A 14,144-nucleotide genomic window follows, 5' to 3' on the forward strand; every position below is an offset into this window, starting at 1 on the left:
GCTGAGCTTCGCATCTACGTCGCGCCTAAGGGGCTGGGAAGATTTCGGTACCGACGGACTCCTGCGCTCACGGGCGCAGAACGCGCAGCTCAATTTTCCGCGACGAAGGTTACGGCCTCGACATTGTGCCCATCCGGGTCGAGCAAGAAAGCTGCAAAGTAATCCGGCGCGTATTGGGTGCGAATGCCAGGCGCGCCGTTATCGCGACCTCCGGAGGCAAGGCCTGCCTCGTAGAACGCGTGTACCATTCCCCGAGAGCCGGCGCGGAACGCCATGTGGATGGGTCCAGGAGGAGGACCGAATGCCCCGATCCAGAGACGACCGGAGTAGCCGCCCAACATGGCCCAGCCCTCGCCAGATTCCAGCACGCCAAGACCGAGAGGTGCCAGCACTGCTTTGTAAAAGGCGAGCGATTTCTCTAAATTCCCGACGTTGAAGCCGATGTGGTCGAACATGCGCCTATCCTCTGATTAGCCCAACTCAGTAACGTTTAGCTTTTGGTGATCTGTCACTCGGGCGGCTGACGGTCGGACACCTCTTCGATCTTGTCCAAGACTGCCTCCGGCGCCACATCGCGCTTGAGTTCCTTGATCTCGTGATCCGCGTCGGTATCTATGTTGAGACGCTTGGCAATCTCCTCCACCAGCTTGATGAGCTTGGTGGTTTCGTGCTCGTTAAGCAGGCTGACCTGCAGATCGAGGTCTGCCCTGGAATTATCCTCCGCGGCCATTCGGTTCTGATTGATGAGCACGAAGGTCGAGAGGAAGATGGCCTCGACCGAGGCGAACATGGCCAGGATGACCAGTGATGGGTCCCAAGGTCTTACGGAGCTCAGGATGCCCACATTGAGGGCGATCCAACCGCCGAAGAAGGCGACGTGTAAGTAGACGAAGACCATGCTTCCGGCGAAGCCGCTGATCGCTGCGGCTGCGCGCTCCTCCAGCGTTGCGGCTTTGGCTTCGCGTTTTCGCCTCTCGATCAGCGCCTCAATGTTTCGCGCCAGGGCAGGGGCGAGGCCTTCTGGCGCCGGCTTGGTTGGCGTGAAATATCTGTTCCTTTTCGACGCGGCCATCCGTCCAATCCAGTCTCTTCGGTCTAGCCAGCCTAACTCGCCGATTGACAATTCGCTCCACGGAGCCTTCTCAGATGGCCGAATGTGGCGAGAATGCTCTTGCTTGCGATCACAGGCGCCGCGCCACACCGGATTGCCTCTCGAACCGGCGTTGTGCTGGGCCCAACCCGGCCTATTTATCCGATATGCCCGGGCGCCAAAAAACCGAACCGACCGCCAAGTTGATCGCTGAGTGGCCGCTTTTGCCTGCGGCGACTTTGGGATCGTCCATGCGGGCGAGGGGCATTTTCCTCGAGATCCGCGCGCGCCTTCCCGCGCCGCTGAGAAAGCTGCTCCACATCGAATCCCGTGTGCTTACTTTGCGGCTCCCAGATGGCTCGGATGCCGACCCTGACGCGGCAAGGGCGATCGTATCCAAAGCCATGCGCGACATCGAAGATCTGCCGGTCATCCCTCGCGAGGTCGAGGATATCCTGACGATCTCGTCCGGCGAGCGGCACCGCTGGCTAAAGGACGGTCGGCTTCAGAGCGCCGGGACGCGAACCGTGAAACTTCGCGGCCGGGCGAGGAAGATCACTTTCCACGTGTTTGACCCGCGCCACATCGAGGATGTGCTCGACCGAGATCTGGTCACTGTCTGGCGTGATGAAGACGCGGCGACAGCTGCCGAGAACCGGAGACGCGCCGCCGCAAGGGCAGCTCTGAAGCGCTCCCAAAAGAATCGCGGCGGGGCCGCAAGTAACACCGACGAGAGTCGGAACGATGCGCCCCGCCTGAGAGGTTGGGAAGATTTCGATATCGACGGCCTTTTACGCTGAGGGAATTGCCCGCCAACGTGCTTCCAAGCGACGCGTATATCATTGGCCGAGATGGACCGTCGCTTCTAGTGCGTTTCACCGTTTCATAGAAACGGCGAAACGCCCTATCTATTTGTTTTTACGCAATTCCGGGCGGAAAACCGCGCACACTTTTCCTGGAATTGCTCTAGCCGAAGCCGGGCCCCTATCGGCGGCGATTGTTGCCACCGTCAAAGTTACGTCCTATCCGGCGATACATGAAAGCATCGTCGCCGGCGGTATTGCTGCGCCGCGTTTCATCGACCAAGGTGGCCATACGGGCGTGTGCTGTCGACTTGATGCAGGCTGGATCTGTTGCGGCGGCATCGCCGACAATCGCCAATGCCTGACAGCGGCAGCCACCCCAATCGACCTCGCGGCGCTCGCAGCTTCGACACGGCTCCCGCATCCACTCGGTGCCGCGGAAGGCGTTGAATGCCGGTGAATCGGTCCAGATTTCGGCGAGGCTGCGGTCTCCGAAGCGCTCGAAGCGCAGCGAGGGGATCGTCTGGGCGGCGTGGCACGGCAACACGGTGCCGTCGGGAGTCACCATGAAGGCGTCGCGCGCCCAGCCGCCCATGCATGGCTTGGGGTAGATGGCGAAGTAATCCGGTGTGACGAAATCGATGTTCATGATGCCGGCTAGCTGTTCCTGGGCAGCCGCGACGATGTCGGCCTGCCGGTCGACGGCGGCACGGTCGGGCATCAGCAAATCGCGATTGGCGAGCGCCCAGCCGGAATATTGGACATTGGCGATCTCGAGCCGCTCCGCATCCAAGGAGAGGGCAAGGTCGATGAATTCCGGCACCTCCTCGATATTGTGGCGATGGACCGGCGCATTGATGGTGAGAGGCAGCCCGGCCGCGCGGGCGCGGTGCGCCGTCTCCAACTTCTTCTCATGGCTGCCTTGGTGGTTGCCGATACGGTCGGTGGTCGCCGGACGGGCGCCCTGGAAGCTCAGTTGCAGGTGGTCGAGACCGGCTTCGGCAAAGGCCTCGATGCGACCTTCGGCAATGCCGACGCCGGCGGTAATGAGGTTGGTGTAGACGCCAAGCGCCGAACACGCTGCGATCAGCTGTTCGAGGTCGCGGCGCAGCGTCGGTTCGCCACCGGAAAGATGCACCTGCAGGACACCGAGATCGGCGGCCTGTGAGAAGAGATCGAGCCAGGTCTGCGTGTCGAGTTCGCGGTTGGCCTTCAGCAGTTCGAGCGGATTGGAGCAATAGGGGCACCGCAGCGGGCAGCGATGCGTCAGTTCCGCCAGCATGCCGATCGGAGGCAGAAGTGCCTCGCTCACAGCTTCACCAAAAGCTTGTCCGACCACTCCTGCAGGAAGGCGACAACATCGTCCGCTACGTCCTGCGGATCGGCGTCGTAGTCCGCCGCAAGATCGGCGATGATGCGCTCGACGGTGGATTGCCCGTCGCAGCGGCGTAGTATGTCGAGGCTGATGTCGTTCGGCCAGAACACCTTCTCCGGCGAAAGCACGGCGAAGGCCAGTCGCACGGGATCGTACTGGATGCGCACATGCCTGGGCAGCGATGGCGCCGACCGCAACGACACGATGGCTCTTTCGCACAGCGCCGTCATGAGGCCGCCTCGGAGCGGAAGGCGCCGGGCGGTATGTTTCCCGGCGCGCCATAGGCATGCTGGAGCGCATCGAGCATGGCCCAGAGTATGTCGCATTTGAGCACCAGCGCATCGATAGCCTGCTGCTGGCGCTCGGGCGTGTCGGCGTGGGCGAGCACATAGGCGAGAGCGAAGTCGGCGTCGCGCGCTGCCTGTTCGGGCCGCCGGCTGAAATAGACCAGCGTATCCTCGGTGATGTAATCATATTTGGCCAGCATCGCCGGCACCCGCTCGCCGATGATGCTCGGCGAGAACATTTCCGTCAGCGACGACGCGACCGCCTCGAGCAGCGTACGGTCGGTGCAGAAAGAAAGGTAGGCGCCGACGGCGAAGCGGGTCGCCGGCAGCGCCAGCCTTTCGCTCTTGACGGATTCGGCATCGAGCCCAAGCGAGGTCGCCAGATGCAGCCAGCGCGCCATGCCGCCGCTCCAGCCGTCCTCGCCGTCGTGATCCTCGATGCGCTTGCGCCAGGCGGCGCGGAACGCCGGATCCTCGGCGCGCGCCAGGATCATTGCGTCCTTGCGCGGAATCACGGCTTGGTAGCAATAGCGGTTCAGCGCCCAGGCCTGCATCTCGGCCTTCGACAGGGCGCCGACGGTCATTCTGTGATGGAAAGGATGGCGGTTGTGATAGCGCTCGTCGCCGATCCGCCGCAGCACGGCCTCGAGCTCGCTCTTCGACAGTCCGTCTCGCGCCGCGTCGTGGAAATCGCTCAAAATTCCATCTCCATGCCATCGGCGGCGACTTCCCAGCCAGCCGCCTTGACCGCCGAGTGCTCGGCGGAATTCTCGTCCAGAACGGGATTGGTGTTGTTGACGTGGATGAAGATACGGCGACCGATCTTCACATCGGCGAGAGCGGCGATCGAACCCGCTTCTCCCGACATTGCGATATGCCCCATGCGTGCACCGGTTTTCTGGCCGACGCCGGCCGTGATCATCTCGTCGTCCGTGTAGACGGTACCGTCGAACAGAAGGCAGGCGGCTCCGGCGAGGCGCTCGCGCAGCGCGGCATCGATACGCGCGCAGCCCGGAACGTAGAAGACGGCGCCGCGACCGTCGGCCCCGCTGATGCGGACGCCGATCGTGTCGCCCGTGCCGGAGCTGAAATCGGCGGCGGGGTCACTTCTTTGCTCGAGATAGAGCGCGACCTTGCCGGGCACCGGAAAGCTGCCGACGACCACGCCGGTCGGGTGGCCGTCCGCGCCGCAGATCGCCATCTCTTGCGTCGGCGCCAGCAGGCGCCGTGGTACGATTGCCGGATCGAGGACATTGAAAATCGAATTAGCCTTCAGCGTCGCCAGCACCTGCGCCGTGGCATAGATCGCGAAAGGCTGTCGCTCACGCAGGCTGAGCAGGCCGGCGACATGGTCCACGTCGGCATTGGTCAGCACCACAGCGCGGATGGGCGTCGAACGCAGAGGTGCGTCGGCCGCGGGATGCAGCTCAGGCGTTTGCGCAATCTGCTGGCGGATGTCGGGCGATGCGTTGAACAGAACCCATCCTGTCCCGTCAGCCGACGCGGCAACGGATGATTGGGTTCGCGACTGCACGCCGGGCATGCAGGTGCGAGCCGCGCGGCTCAGGCGGTAATTGCAGTTCCATTGCGGAAAGCCGCCTCCCGCCGCCGATCCGATGATCTTCACGCGCATGGCAGTGCATGCCCAGCGGTCAACTGACCGGCACCACGTTTGCGACTGCGATCGATTTGCGTCCGCGTCTCCTGATATCGCAAAGAATTGCATGCCCCGTTGAGGGGGCATGCAATTCACGAGCTACTTTTTCGGCCGGATTTCAGCAGGCAGGTACCGCGAAATCTCGAAGCCCGCAGCCACCTGACACATGGTTGGTTTTTTCCAGGTCTTCTTCATCGAGTTCTCCTTCTGCAACCATAGGACCGAGGGCCGCCGTTCGGACCAAGTGGTCCACTTAGGCCGCCTGCAAGGCACGTTGATTGGCGTCGTTCTCACCAAGAGCGTTGAGCGCCTCGTCGGTTGCCGACTCTTCCTTCAAAGTCTGCCGGAGCAGCGGAAGAGCATCCTTGAGACCGAGCTGTTCGGCCCATGCGATCAGCGTGCCGTAGCGCGCGATTTCATAATGCTCGACCGCTTGGGCGGCACCAACCAGCCCTGCGTCAAGCGCCGGCTCGTCCTTGTACTCTTCGAGGATTTCCGAGCCCTCCTCGATGATGCCGTCAATGGCCGGGCAGGTCTTGCCCCTGGCCGGCTTGCCGAGCATGTCGAAGACTTGCTCCAGGCGATCCACCTGGTCTTCAGTTTCCTTGAGGTGCTTTTCGAAAGCGGCGCCTATCTTTTCGGACTGAGCTGCTTTCGCCAGCTTTGGCAAAGCCTTCAGGATCTTCTTTTCCGCGTAGTAGAGGTCTTTTAGTCCGTCCAGGAACAAGCTTTCCAAGCCGTTCGAGGTCGCGGTCGAAGCTTTCTTCGGCATTTTTTGGATCCTCCTTGGGTGTAGGGATGTGCCTGCGGCACTCTCCCTAATCCGCTCGACGACCCGAAGTTCCGACAAGATCGCGGTGTTGCGTCAGCGCGGTCGCGGTGGCCGACGCAAACAGGCTCGTCACTTCAAGAGTGTCATCATTGCTAACAACGTGCTCACAACGACTTAGCTCCGAAGGCAGTCCGATTAAGGAGACGTCAACTTCCGCCTCGTCCGACATCGCGCATCCGCTCGATTTCCTCCGGCTCCTTGTCGTCCATTCCGGCGATCTCGTTGCGAGCCTTGTCGTTCGCCTTGATCAGCTCATCGAGCTTCGCCTGCAGGGCTTGGGTGTCGCGATGCTCTGCCCTTTGAATAAACAGCGTCATCGCCCAGGTGATCAGCGTGGCGGCGCCGTGCCAGTCAAGTGTCTCCCGCTCGAAGACGAACCAAGCGACGGTGTAGCCGCCCAAAATCAAAAAGGCCGCCGGTCGGGACATAAGTGTGCCGACCTTGGTCAGCGCTTCTCGAGTCTGCAATGTTGCCATGTCTGCGAACGGCTGAGAACAATCCGGGTTCCCGCTGGATATATTGGGCCGGAACCTAGCTCGGGGCGGGAACGTCCCGCTCGTGTCAAGCGCTCTCGCCGTGGAAAGCCATCGAGTGTCTCGCCTTGGTGTTCAAGCTTTCCACCGTGCAGCGATCCGTTCATTCCCCGCCTTTTCGGAATTTACGGGAACATCGGCGTCATCGTCCGGTTATCTCGCGTCGAGGATGAGGTACTCCATGAACGCGACGAAGGAATTTCTGCGCAGCTGGCTCGAAGAGAATGTCGGCAACTTGCCAACCGACACAGAGATCAGCGTTCCGATGCTGGCGCAGCAATTCGAGCAGGATGCCGACGCCGCCGGCTACGGTCGCGAGGTGCGCGGGCAGGAGGTCGGCAACATTGAAGACGCCATCCAACGCGCGCTGGACAAAACCGGCGAGGAAAACAGAGGGTCCGAATCCAGTCCCGATGAAGAGAATTCGCTGGCGCCTGTGATCGATGCCCTGGAAGCCGTTGAGCCTGAACAGGGTGATGCCGAGGGGTCCGGCCGGCCGGCCGACTAGTCTAGCGGGTCTCCTTGGTCAGCGCCGCGATTACCGCGTCCAGAACCGCCTTTGGGCAGGTCTCTCCTTCGCGCAGCGCTTCGAACAACGAGGTTACCACGCCTTCCAGCGTTCCGCCGTGATCCTTTGCTAGTTTCGACGCTGCCTGCGTGAGCGCTTCGAATTCCAAAAGACTGAGTGGAGAGTGGCGCGTCATGGTTCCTCCGTCGCGAGACGGACGCAGAACGCAACCGGCCGCTTGCCGCAGTCGTAGAAGGGCAGCGGTTCAGCCTCAACCACATTTGTTGCAGTAAGCAGCCGTTGGTTCTGCCCGGTTGCGGAGCGGTGGCGAGGCCGGTCGCGCCGCGCACGGAACAAAGGGCGGCCACAGAGGTTTGGCCCTGCTTCCAACCTGCCCGGAAGCCAGCAGACATCCGACCAAAGCGGAGAAGTTCCTCAATGACGAAATCGCGCCAAAACGACGATCCTGTGCGATCCACTCCAGGCAGTGACAGGACCGGCCGGCAAGCAGGAGCGGACAGGGGCTCGCCGCAAGAAGATCCGGCTGAAGGCTCGCGCAAGGTTGTGGATCGCGAGCTCGCCCGGCAAAAGCCGCCGGCCGGGGCTGGTAAGGACGAGGCCGAGCAGAGTCTGCGCGACCAAATCGAGGAAGAGACCGAGCTGCCTCAGAAGGGGTCGGCCTGATAGGCAGCGCACCACTGCAAAGTCGCCTGTTTTCGCCACCCCCGCCTTGATTTGCGACCATGACGGCAAAGTCCAGGAAGAACCTGCTTTTGTTGCTTGCGGCGACCACGGCTGGCTTGGCGCTCTACAACAATCTCCTCGCGAGACGGGCATTGGATGCACGCCTGCTCGGGCGCTTCATCGATCTCGGCGGAACGAAGCTGCATTTCCTGGAGGCGGGCAATGGGCAACCGCTTCTGCTGTTGCACGGCAATGGCGCCTCCGCGGAAGACTTCACGACAAGCGGCATTTTTGACAGAGCCGCCGCCAGATATCGCGTACTTGCCTTCGACAGGCCCGGCTTCGGCATGAGCACACGCCCGGCAGGCAGACCTTGGACTGCAGCCGCCCAGGCCGACCTCATCGATGCCGCGGTCGCGAAACTCGGCATCGAGCGCTACATGGTTGTCGGCCATTCCTGGGGGGCAGCGGTGGCGCTTGAGATGGCGCGCCGGCATCCCCGGTCGGTTGCCGGCGTCGTTGTCGTCGCCGGCTATCATTACCCGTCGCCAAGATTGGCGCTTGCCATCTCCGCGCTGCCGGCGGTTCCGCTGATCGGGACTGTGCTGCGCCACGCGGTGCTTCCTTCGCTGGTCAGGCTGAACTGGCGCTGGGCGATGAGGAAGATTTTTCATCCGGCAACGATCGCGATCCCTTTCGCGACAACGACAAGAGGGTTGGCGAGCCGGCCCTCGCAGCTGCGATCCATCTCCGCTGAATCCTTCCTGATGCTGGCATCGGCACTTTTCCCAAATCGCAGATATGCCGACATCGCCGTCCCTGTCGGGATAATTGCCGGCGCCGGTGATCAGCTGTTCGATGCCAAGGCCGAGGCGCTGCGGCTGCAATCCGAGATAAGCCATTCACTTCTGGATATCGTCCCGGATGCCGGACATATGGTGCATCAAAGCAGTCCGGCGGCGATCCTGGCGATGATCGACAAGGTTGCGGCTCTTGCCAATATTGGTGACATGACGAAGCATGATTAAGTCCCCGGCGAGCGGAACAAAGTAACACGCCGAGTTTCGGCTGGCTTCCTACGGAGAACCAGCCACGTATTTTACCGACAAGAAAACTGCAATTCCCGGCCAGGATGGAAAAGCCGAACCCTGTCTTCGCGCACGCCCTGCAGCAGGCAATCGGTGGCGCAAATCCCCAACACGGAGGAACTTTCCTGTGGGTGCGGCTTTATCATCGTGATTTCAAGCAATTGCAACGAGTGAAAGATGTTGCGCACCGTTGCCCGGCCGTGCCGGGTCTTCCTGCCTCTACTGGCGCTGGCGCTTGCCTCCTGCTCCTCGTCTGAAACCGTCGGCCAGCAATCAAAGCTTGCAGCATCGACGGCCCAGGCGGCGGTGCTGGTGAGCGATGCCTGGCTCGCCGGCGCCGCGCCGTCCCGCTACGCATCGTCTGCCTTGCAATCCTTCGCCGAGACACTTGCCGACGCCGGGCGGCAAGTGGAATCGGTGTCTCCGTCCGACGAGGCAAAGCGGGATGAACTGGCAAAGGCTCTCAGCCGGCTGTCGAACGCGGCAAAGCAGGCCAAGAACGCGATAGAGGCCGAACAGCATCCACAGGCCGCCCAGGCGCAACAGGAGCTTCGCGCCGCGCAAGGCGATCTCGCCACTGCCTATCGGCAGTATTTCTCGCCGGGCCGATGAAGAAGCTGCTGGAGATATCGCTCGGTGTGGTGACCAGCGTCGGCGGCTTCCTGGAGGTCGGGTCGATGGCGACGGCGGCACAGGCCGGCGCGCTGTTCGGCTTCCAGCTCATCTGGGCGATCGTGCTCGGCACGATCTGCATCATCTTCCTGGTCGAAATGGCGGGCCGTTTCGCTGCGGTCAGTCATCACACCATCGCCGACGGCATCCGCGAGAGGTTCGGCTTCAACGCGTTCATCTGGCCGCTGCTTGCAGTCTTGCTGGTCAACTTCCTGGTGCTTTCCGCCGAGATCGGCGGTGTTGCCATTGCCGCCGAGCTTGCCACGGGAATCGGCTTCCAATGGTGGGCCTTGCCGGTCGCCTTCCTGGCGTGGCTGCTGCTGTGGAAAGGCACGTTCGGCCTCATCGAGAAGGGGGTGTCGATGCTTGGCCTGGTCACCCTCTGCTTCGTCGAAGCGGCCGTGATGCTGCGGCCCGAATGGAAAGAGGTGGCTGTCGGCGCCGTGCCCAGCCTGCCGCACCACGACACGGCGAAATACTGGTTCATGGCCGTCAGCATTCTCGGCGCCTCGATCTCGCCCTACCTTTTCATGTTCTATTCCTCGGGCGCGATCGAGGATCAGTGGGACAAGAGCTATCTTGGCACCAATCGGGCGATCGCCGGTCTCGGTATGAGTTTCGGTGGCACGATCTCCGTCGGCGTTCTGATCGTGGCCGCGCTCGTGCTTGGCGCTCATGGCGTTAACGAGGTGGACGACTACAACCAGCTTCCGCTGATGCTGATCCCGATATTCGGCTTCTGGGGCTTCGTCCTTTTTGTTGCTTCGCTGGCAATCGCCTGCTTCGGCGCCGCGCTCGAAGTGGCCTTGCAGCAGGCCTATCTCGTCGCACAAGGGTTCGGCTGGAACTGGGGCGAGGATCTCAAGCCCCGCGACGATCCCGGTTTCAGCCTGGTCTACACGCTGACGCTCTTCCTTGCCGCCGTTCCGATCACGCTCGGTCTCGACCCGTTGAAGCTCACCATCTTCTCGATGGCGCTGACCGCGGCGAGCCTGCCGCTGACGGTCGTGCCCTTCCTTTTTCTGCTGAATGACGACCGCTATGTCGGCGAGCACCGCAATGGCGTCGTTTCGAACGCGGCCGTGATCTTCGTCATCGCGCTCGGCTTCGTGCTGGCGGTGGTGTCCATTCCACTGCAGATATTCGGAGGCACGTGATGCAGTTGCTGCGCGACATACTGGACAAGCAGGTCGTCGATCGCGAGCAGATCAAGATCGGGAAGGTGGATAGCATTGTCGCCGAGCTGAAGCCGGGCAAGCCGCCCAGGGTAAGCGCCGTTGAACTCGGCTCGATTGCGCTGGCGCGACGGCTTGGCTCGACGCCCGCAAGATGGACCGCGAAGCTCGCGGCAAGGCTGAGCGGCAGGCGTCAGGCACGGCCGCACCGGATCGCGTGGAACAAGGTGCGCGATATCGGCGTCGATATCGAGTTCGACATCGACGTGCGCCGGACCAGGATCTTCGCCTGGCAGGACTGGCTGCGCGAACATGTTGTCTGCCGAATCCCCGGAGCGTGAGCATGACGACTGTGCACCTCGATCATCTTGCGGGCAGGGGCGTGTTCTCGGAGCACGGCAGGAGCATCGGCTATATCGAGGAGATCATCGCCGAGCAGGACGGCAGCGACCTTATCGTTACCGAATTCCATGTCGGGATCTTCGCTGCGTTCGAGCGCTTGTCCGCTTCGACCATCGGCACCGCCTTGCTCGACTTCTTCGCGTTGCGGCGGCGTGAAGGCCTTTATCGCATTCCCTGGGACAAGCTCGATATTTCCGATCCGACACGCCCCAGACTGCTCTGCCCCGACCAGGAGCTTGTCGCTTTCAAGGCGCAGCCCGAGGGCAAATGACGATTTGCTAAAAAGCTGTGCGTGCGGGGGAACATAGCAGCCGGCGCGAAGTTCGGATTGGCATGGAGGAGGCTGCGCCATGAACAGTGTCATCTATCTCATCGGTCTGATCGTCGTCGTGCTCGCGGTGCTTTCCTTCCTCGGTTTTCACTAGGAGGCACCATGCAGCGCGAGAACGATCGGGGCCGCGAGCCCGCCGACTTTGCTAGGGCAAAGGACGAACTTTCCGACAGGATCCAGGAAGAAACGCAAAGCGCCGGCGAAGCGCTCCACGATGCCCGTGACGAGGTCGCCCGCAGGGCCGGCGCGTATGCGGGCGAAGCCCAGCAGGCCGCCGCCGAAAAAGCCGAGCAGGCGCAGCGCGATATCGGATCGAGCCTGTCCGCTTTCGGCGGCGCCCTGCGTGCCGCGAGCGATCACCTGGCCGAGAGCGATCAGAGCGCGGCCTCGCAATTCATGCAGGAGGCGGCGAGCGGGCTGGAACGGCTGTCCTCCTCGTTGAAGGAGAAGCCGTTCGGACAAGTCCTCGAAGACGTCCAGTCCTTTGGCCGTCAGAATCCTGGAGCGCTTCTTGCCGGTTCGGTTCTGGCGGGACTGGCGCTTGGCCGATTCATCAAGGCTTCGCCGCCCGGAAACCACCGCCAGACGCAGGGCGCGGCCACGCCTGAGTATCCCAGCCAAACCGGCACGGAAACGAGTGCCGGCCGCAGTCAACCTCCGGTCAACTGGGGTTCCGACGGCGGCATACCGGGGAACGCAGCGGAGCTGAAGAAATGAGCACTCAGGATAATCCAAGTCTCGGCACATTGGTCGCCGATCTGGCGCAACAGGTAAGCAGGCTCGTGCAAACGGAGGCCAGGCTCCTAAGGGCGGAAATCTCGGAGAGCGCGACCAAGGCCGGGGCAGGCGCCGTCGAGGTGCTGGGCGGCGCGATATGCCTGCTCGCGGCGCTTTTGGTCTTGTTGCAGGCGCTGGTCATCGCCCTGGCTCGGCTTGGCCTGGGCGCCGGGTGGTCCTCCTTGCTCGTCGGCGTGGTGGTTGCCGTTCTGGGCGTGATCCTATTGCGGACGGGCATGGCAAGCATGGCGCCCTCCGAGCTCGCGCCGGACCGTACACAAGAACAGCTCAAGCGTGACGTGAACGTGATCAAGGAACAAGCGAGATGACTGACAAATCCGCAGCCGAGCTCGAACGCGAGGCGGAAGCCACGCGCGCAAGAGTGGTGGCAACCGCCGACTCCATTCGCGACAAGATGACCCCCGGGCAGCTCTTCGACGAGTTCACCGGGCTTTTCAGGAATGGCGCGGGCTCCGACATGCTCCACAACCTGAAGGTCCAGGTGCGGGACAATCCGTTGCCGCTGACCGTGATCGGCGCGGGCCTGGCTTGGCTGATGTTGGGCAGCGGCGCTTCGGCCGCGTCGGCTGGTACCGACGGTGTGACACGGCGCGGTCCCGGGCTCGACCATGGAGCATTCGGCGCTGGAATGGGTTCGAGGGTCTCGGATGCGGCAGGCTCTGTCGCCGATGCGGCCAGCGGAGCGACCGCAACTGTTTCGGGGATGGCAAGCGAAGCAGCCGGCACAGTGTCGGACATGGCAAACAGCGCGGCGGACACACTCGCGAGCTCGGCGGCAGCTACGGCCGATATGGCGACGAGCGCCGGCCGTTCCGCGCACAATCTGCTTCAGGACCAGCCTCTCGCCGCGGCCGCCGTCGGCCTCGCCATCGGAGCTGCGATCGGCGCCATGCTGCCCCACACGGAACTCGAGGACGAGCAATTGGGCGGCTACCGCGAGAAGCTTCGGGAAAGCGCCGAAGAGACTTTGAAAGAAGGCCTCGACGCCGCAAAGCAGGTCGCGGCCGAAGCCTACCAGACGGCGAGCGACGAAGCCGGACGGCTGGCGTCAAGCGAGGGGACGCTGGCCGATAAAGTCGGCGGTGTCGTCAAGGCCGCGGCCGACAAGACTGATGAGTCGGTGCGCCAGAGGCTCTCCGATTCCGATCCGTTCTCCTCGCGGGAATCGTAATCGGAACTCACGTTCAAGGAACAATGCACGCCGCCGACGGTTCGGGCGGCGTCAGATCGATGGAGACACTGAAATGGCAGAATCGCGCGAATGGCTTGTCCAATGGTTGAGGGACGCTCACGCCATGGAGGAGCAGGCAGAGACGATGCTGTCGGGACAATTGAGCCGGATTGAGAGCTACCCTCAGCTCAGTGACCGAATTCGCACTCATCTGGAAGAGACGAAAGAGCAGGCAAGGCGGCTGAAGAGCTGCCTGGACCGCCTCGACGAAGGATCGTCCATGCTGAAGGATGCAGGCGGCAAGCTGACTGCCACGGCACAATCGATCAGCGGCGTGTTCGCCGGCGACGAAGTCATGAAAGGCTCACTGGCGAGCTACACTTTCGAACACATGGAAATCGCCTCCTACACGATCCTCATCGCTGTGGCCAATGCCGCGGGCGAGGCCGAAATTGCCCGCGTGTGCGGACAGAACCTGCGTGAGGAGGAAGCTATGGCCGAGTGGCTGAAGAGCAACCTGCCGCAGGTCACAGAACAGTTCTTGGCGCGGGCAGACATGGACAGCGACAGCGCGAAACGCTGAGTTTGGAAGCAGGAACAATCGGAGGTTCCACGAGTCCAGGAACATTCCTTGCTGAAAATCATTAGGGTCGCTGCGGTCCTGGAGTTCCCGTGGCGATTTCGAACATCCAACTTGGCTTGCTCGACCTGAGTCGGACGACGCTGGCGCTGGCGTTT

General features: G+C 62.4%; 22 protein-coding genes. 12 read left to right on the forward strand and 10 right to left on the reverse strand.

The annotated features are described in order from the left end of the window. Positions 1-89: 89 nt before the first annotated feature. Together EN862_RS01575 and EN862_RS01580 are read right to left on the reverse strand one after the other, a co-directional pair. Positions 90-455: a VOC family protein gene (locus EN862_RS01575; protein ID WP_127864143.1), complete on the reverse strand. Its 366-nt coding sequence runs from the start codon at positions 453-455 to the stop codon at positions 90-92. A 53-nt stretch (positions 456-508) separates the two neighbouring features. Further along, a complete protein-coding gene (locus tag EN862_RS01580) occupies positions 509-1,072 on the reverse strand; it encodes a DUF1003 domain-containing protein (protein WP_127864809.1) in 564 nt (187 codons plus the stop codon). 185 nt (positions 1,073-1,257) lie between these two features. On the opposite strand from EN862_RS01580, the gene EN862_RS01585 reads away from it, so the two are divergent. Beyond that, complete coding sequence (locus EN862_RS01585) at positions 1,258-1,890, forward strand: hypothetical protein (protein WP_127864810.1); 633 nt, start codon at positions 1,258-1,260, stop codon at positions 1,888-1,890. 184 nt (positions 1,891-2,074) lie between these two features. On the opposite strand, the gene pqqE is transcribed toward EN862_RS01585, so the two are convergent. The 7 genes from pqqE to EN862_RS01620 form a co-directional block, all read right to left on the reverse strand. Beyond that, a complete protein-coding gene (gene pqqE / locus EN862_RS01590; protein ID WP_127864144.1) occupies positions 2,075-3,205 on the reverse strand; it encodes a pyrroloquinoline quinone biosynthesis protein PqqE in 1,131 nt (376 codons plus the stop codon). Beyond that, a complete protein-coding gene (gene pqqD, locus EN862_RS01595; RefSeq protein ID WP_127864145.1) occupies positions 3,202-3,498 on the reverse strand; it encodes a pyrroloquinoline quinone biosynthesis peptide chaperone PqqD in 297 nt (98 codons plus the stop codon). The genes pqqE and pqqD overlap by 4 nt, the downstream gene beginning before the upstream one ends. After that, a complete protein-coding gene (gene pqqC, locus EN862_RS01600) occupies positions 3,495-4,253 on the reverse strand; it encodes a pyrroloquinoline-quinone synthase PqqC (RefSeq protein ID WP_127864146.1) in 759 nt (252 codons plus the stop codon). Before pqqC ends, pqqD begins: the two co-directional genes overlap by 4 nt. Then, positions 4,250-5,188, reverse strand: coding sequence for a pyrroloquinoline quinone biosynthesis protein PqqB (gene pqqB / locus EN862_RS01605; protein WP_127864147.1), 939 nt, complete (start codon positions 5,186-5,188; stop codon positions 4,250-4,252). The genes pqqC and pqqB overlap by 4 nt, the downstream gene beginning before the upstream one ends. A 123-nt stretch (positions 5,189-5,311) precedes the next feature. After that, entirely contained in the window at positions 5,312-5,407 is a 96-nt protein-coding gene (locus EN862_RS01610; protein WP_108702850.1) for a pyrroloquinoline quinone precursor peptide PqqA, read from the reverse strand. 58 nt (positions 5,408-5,465) lie between these two features. Then, entirely contained in the window at positions 5,466-5,984 is a 519-nt protein-coding gene (locus EN862_RS01615; RefSeq protein WP_095820222.1) for a ferritin-like domain-containing protein, read from the reverse strand. A 206-nt stretch (positions 5,985-6,190) separates the two neighbouring features. Then, positions 6,191-6,520 (reverse strand): low affinity iron permease family protein, encoded by a 330-nt coding sequence (locus tag EN862_RS01620; protein WP_127864148.1) that lies wholly within the window; start codon positions 6,518-6,520, stop codon positions 6,191-6,193. 238 nt (positions 6,521-6,758) lie between these two features. Here EN862_RS01620 and EN862_RS01625 point away from each other — a divergent pair, with 238 nt between their 5' ends. Beyond that, positions 6,759-7,085 carry a DUF768 domain-containing protein gene (locus EN862_RS01625; RefSeq protein ID WP_127864149.1) on the forward strand — a complete coding sequence of 109 codons (327 nt, stop codon included), beginning with the start codon at positions 6,759-6,761 and terminating at the stop codon, positions 7,083-7,085. A 1-nt stretch (position 7,086) separates the two neighbouring features. Here the strand turns inward: EN862_RS01625 and EN862_RS01630 are convergent, their stop codons facing one another. After that, a complete protein-coding gene (locus EN862_RS01630) occupies positions 7,087-7,281 on the reverse strand; it encodes a hypothetical protein (protein ID WP_127864150.1) in 195 nt (64 codons plus the stop codon). A 242-nt stretch (positions 7,282-7,523) separates the two neighbouring features. Between EN862_RS01630 and EN862_RS01635 the strand changes: the two genes are divergently transcribed. The 10 genes from EN862_RS01635 to EN862_RS01685 all read left to right on the forward strand — a co-directional run bounded on the left by EN862_RS01635 (position 7,524) and on the right by EN862_RS01685 (position 13,989). Then, positions 7,524-7,769, forward strand: coding sequence for a hypothetical protein (locus tag EN862_RS01635; RefSeq protein WP_127864151.1), 246 nt, complete (start codon positions 7,524-7,526; stop codon positions 7,767-7,769). Positions 7,770-7,828: 59 nt separating this feature from the next. Further along, positions 7,829-8,797 (forward strand): alpha/beta hydrolase, encoded by a 969-nt coding sequence (locus tag EN862_RS01640; protein ID WP_127864152.1) that lies wholly within the window; start codon positions 7,829-7,831, stop codon positions 8,795-8,797. A gap of 237 nt (positions 8,798-9,034) precedes the next feature. After that, positions 9,035-9,469 (forward strand): hypothetical protein, encoded by a 435-nt coding sequence (locus EN862_RS01650; protein ID WP_127864154.1) that lies wholly within the window; start codon positions 9,035-9,037, stop codon positions 9,467-9,469. Continuing rightward, positions 9,466-10,686 carry a divalent metal cation transporter gene (locus EN862_RS01655; protein WP_127864155.1) on the forward strand — a complete coding sequence of 407 codons (1,221 nt, stop codon included), beginning with the start codon at positions 9,466-9,468 and terminating at the stop codon, positions 10,684-10,686. Before EN862_RS01650 ends, EN862_RS01655 begins: the two co-directional genes overlap by 4 nt. Then, positions 10,686-11,045, forward strand: a complete 360-nt coding sequence (locus tag EN862_RS01660) for a hypothetical protein (RefSeq protein WP_127864156.1) — start codon at positions 10,686-10,688, stop codon at positions 11,043-11,045. The genes EN862_RS01655 and EN862_RS01660 overlap by 1 nt, the downstream gene beginning before the upstream one ends. A 2-nt stretch (positions 11,046-11,047) precedes the next feature. Beyond that, the gene (locus tag EN862_RS01665) at positions 11,048-11,377 is read left to right on the forward strand and encodes a hypothetical protein (RefSeq protein ID WP_127864157.1); all 330 of its coding nucleotides are present in this window, start codon (positions 11,048-11,050) and stop codon (positions 11,375-11,377) included. 162 nt (positions 11,378-11,539) lie between these two features. Continuing rightward, positions 11,540-12,154 carry a hypothetical protein gene (locus tag EN862_RS01670; RefSeq protein ID WP_189400990.1) on the forward strand — a complete coding sequence of 205 codons (615 nt, stop codon included), beginning with the start codon at positions 11,540-11,542 and terminating at the stop codon, positions 12,152-12,154. Next, complete coding sequence (locus EN862_RS01675; protein ID WP_127864158.1) at positions 12,151-12,543, forward strand: phage holin family protein; 393 nt, start codon at positions 12,151-12,153, stop codon at positions 12,541-12,543. The genes EN862_RS01670 and EN862_RS01675 overlap by 4 nt, the downstream gene beginning before the upstream one ends. Further along, on the forward strand, positions 12,540-13,406 hold the full coding sequence (locus EN862_RS01680) for a DUF3618 domain-containing protein (RefSeq protein WP_127864159.1): 867 nt from the start codon (positions 12,540-12,542) through the stop codon (positions 13,404-13,406). Before EN862_RS01675 ends, EN862_RS01680 begins: the two co-directional genes overlap by 4 nt. A 73-nt stretch (positions 13,407-13,479) precedes the next feature. Further along, positions 13,480-13,989: a ferritin-like domain-containing protein gene (locus tag EN862_RS01685; protein WP_127864160.1), complete on the forward strand. Its 510-nt coding sequence runs from the start codon at positions 13,480-13,482 to the stop codon at positions 13,987-13,989. The last annotated feature ends 155 nt before the right edge of the window (positions 13,990-14,144 follow it).

The sequence above is a fragment of the Mesorhizobium sp. M2E.F.Ca.ET.219.01.1.1 genome, from assembly GCF_004016445.2.
Classification (GTDB): domain Bacteria; phylum Pseudomonadota; class Alphaproteobacteria; order Rhizobiales; family Rhizobiaceae; genus Mesorhizobium.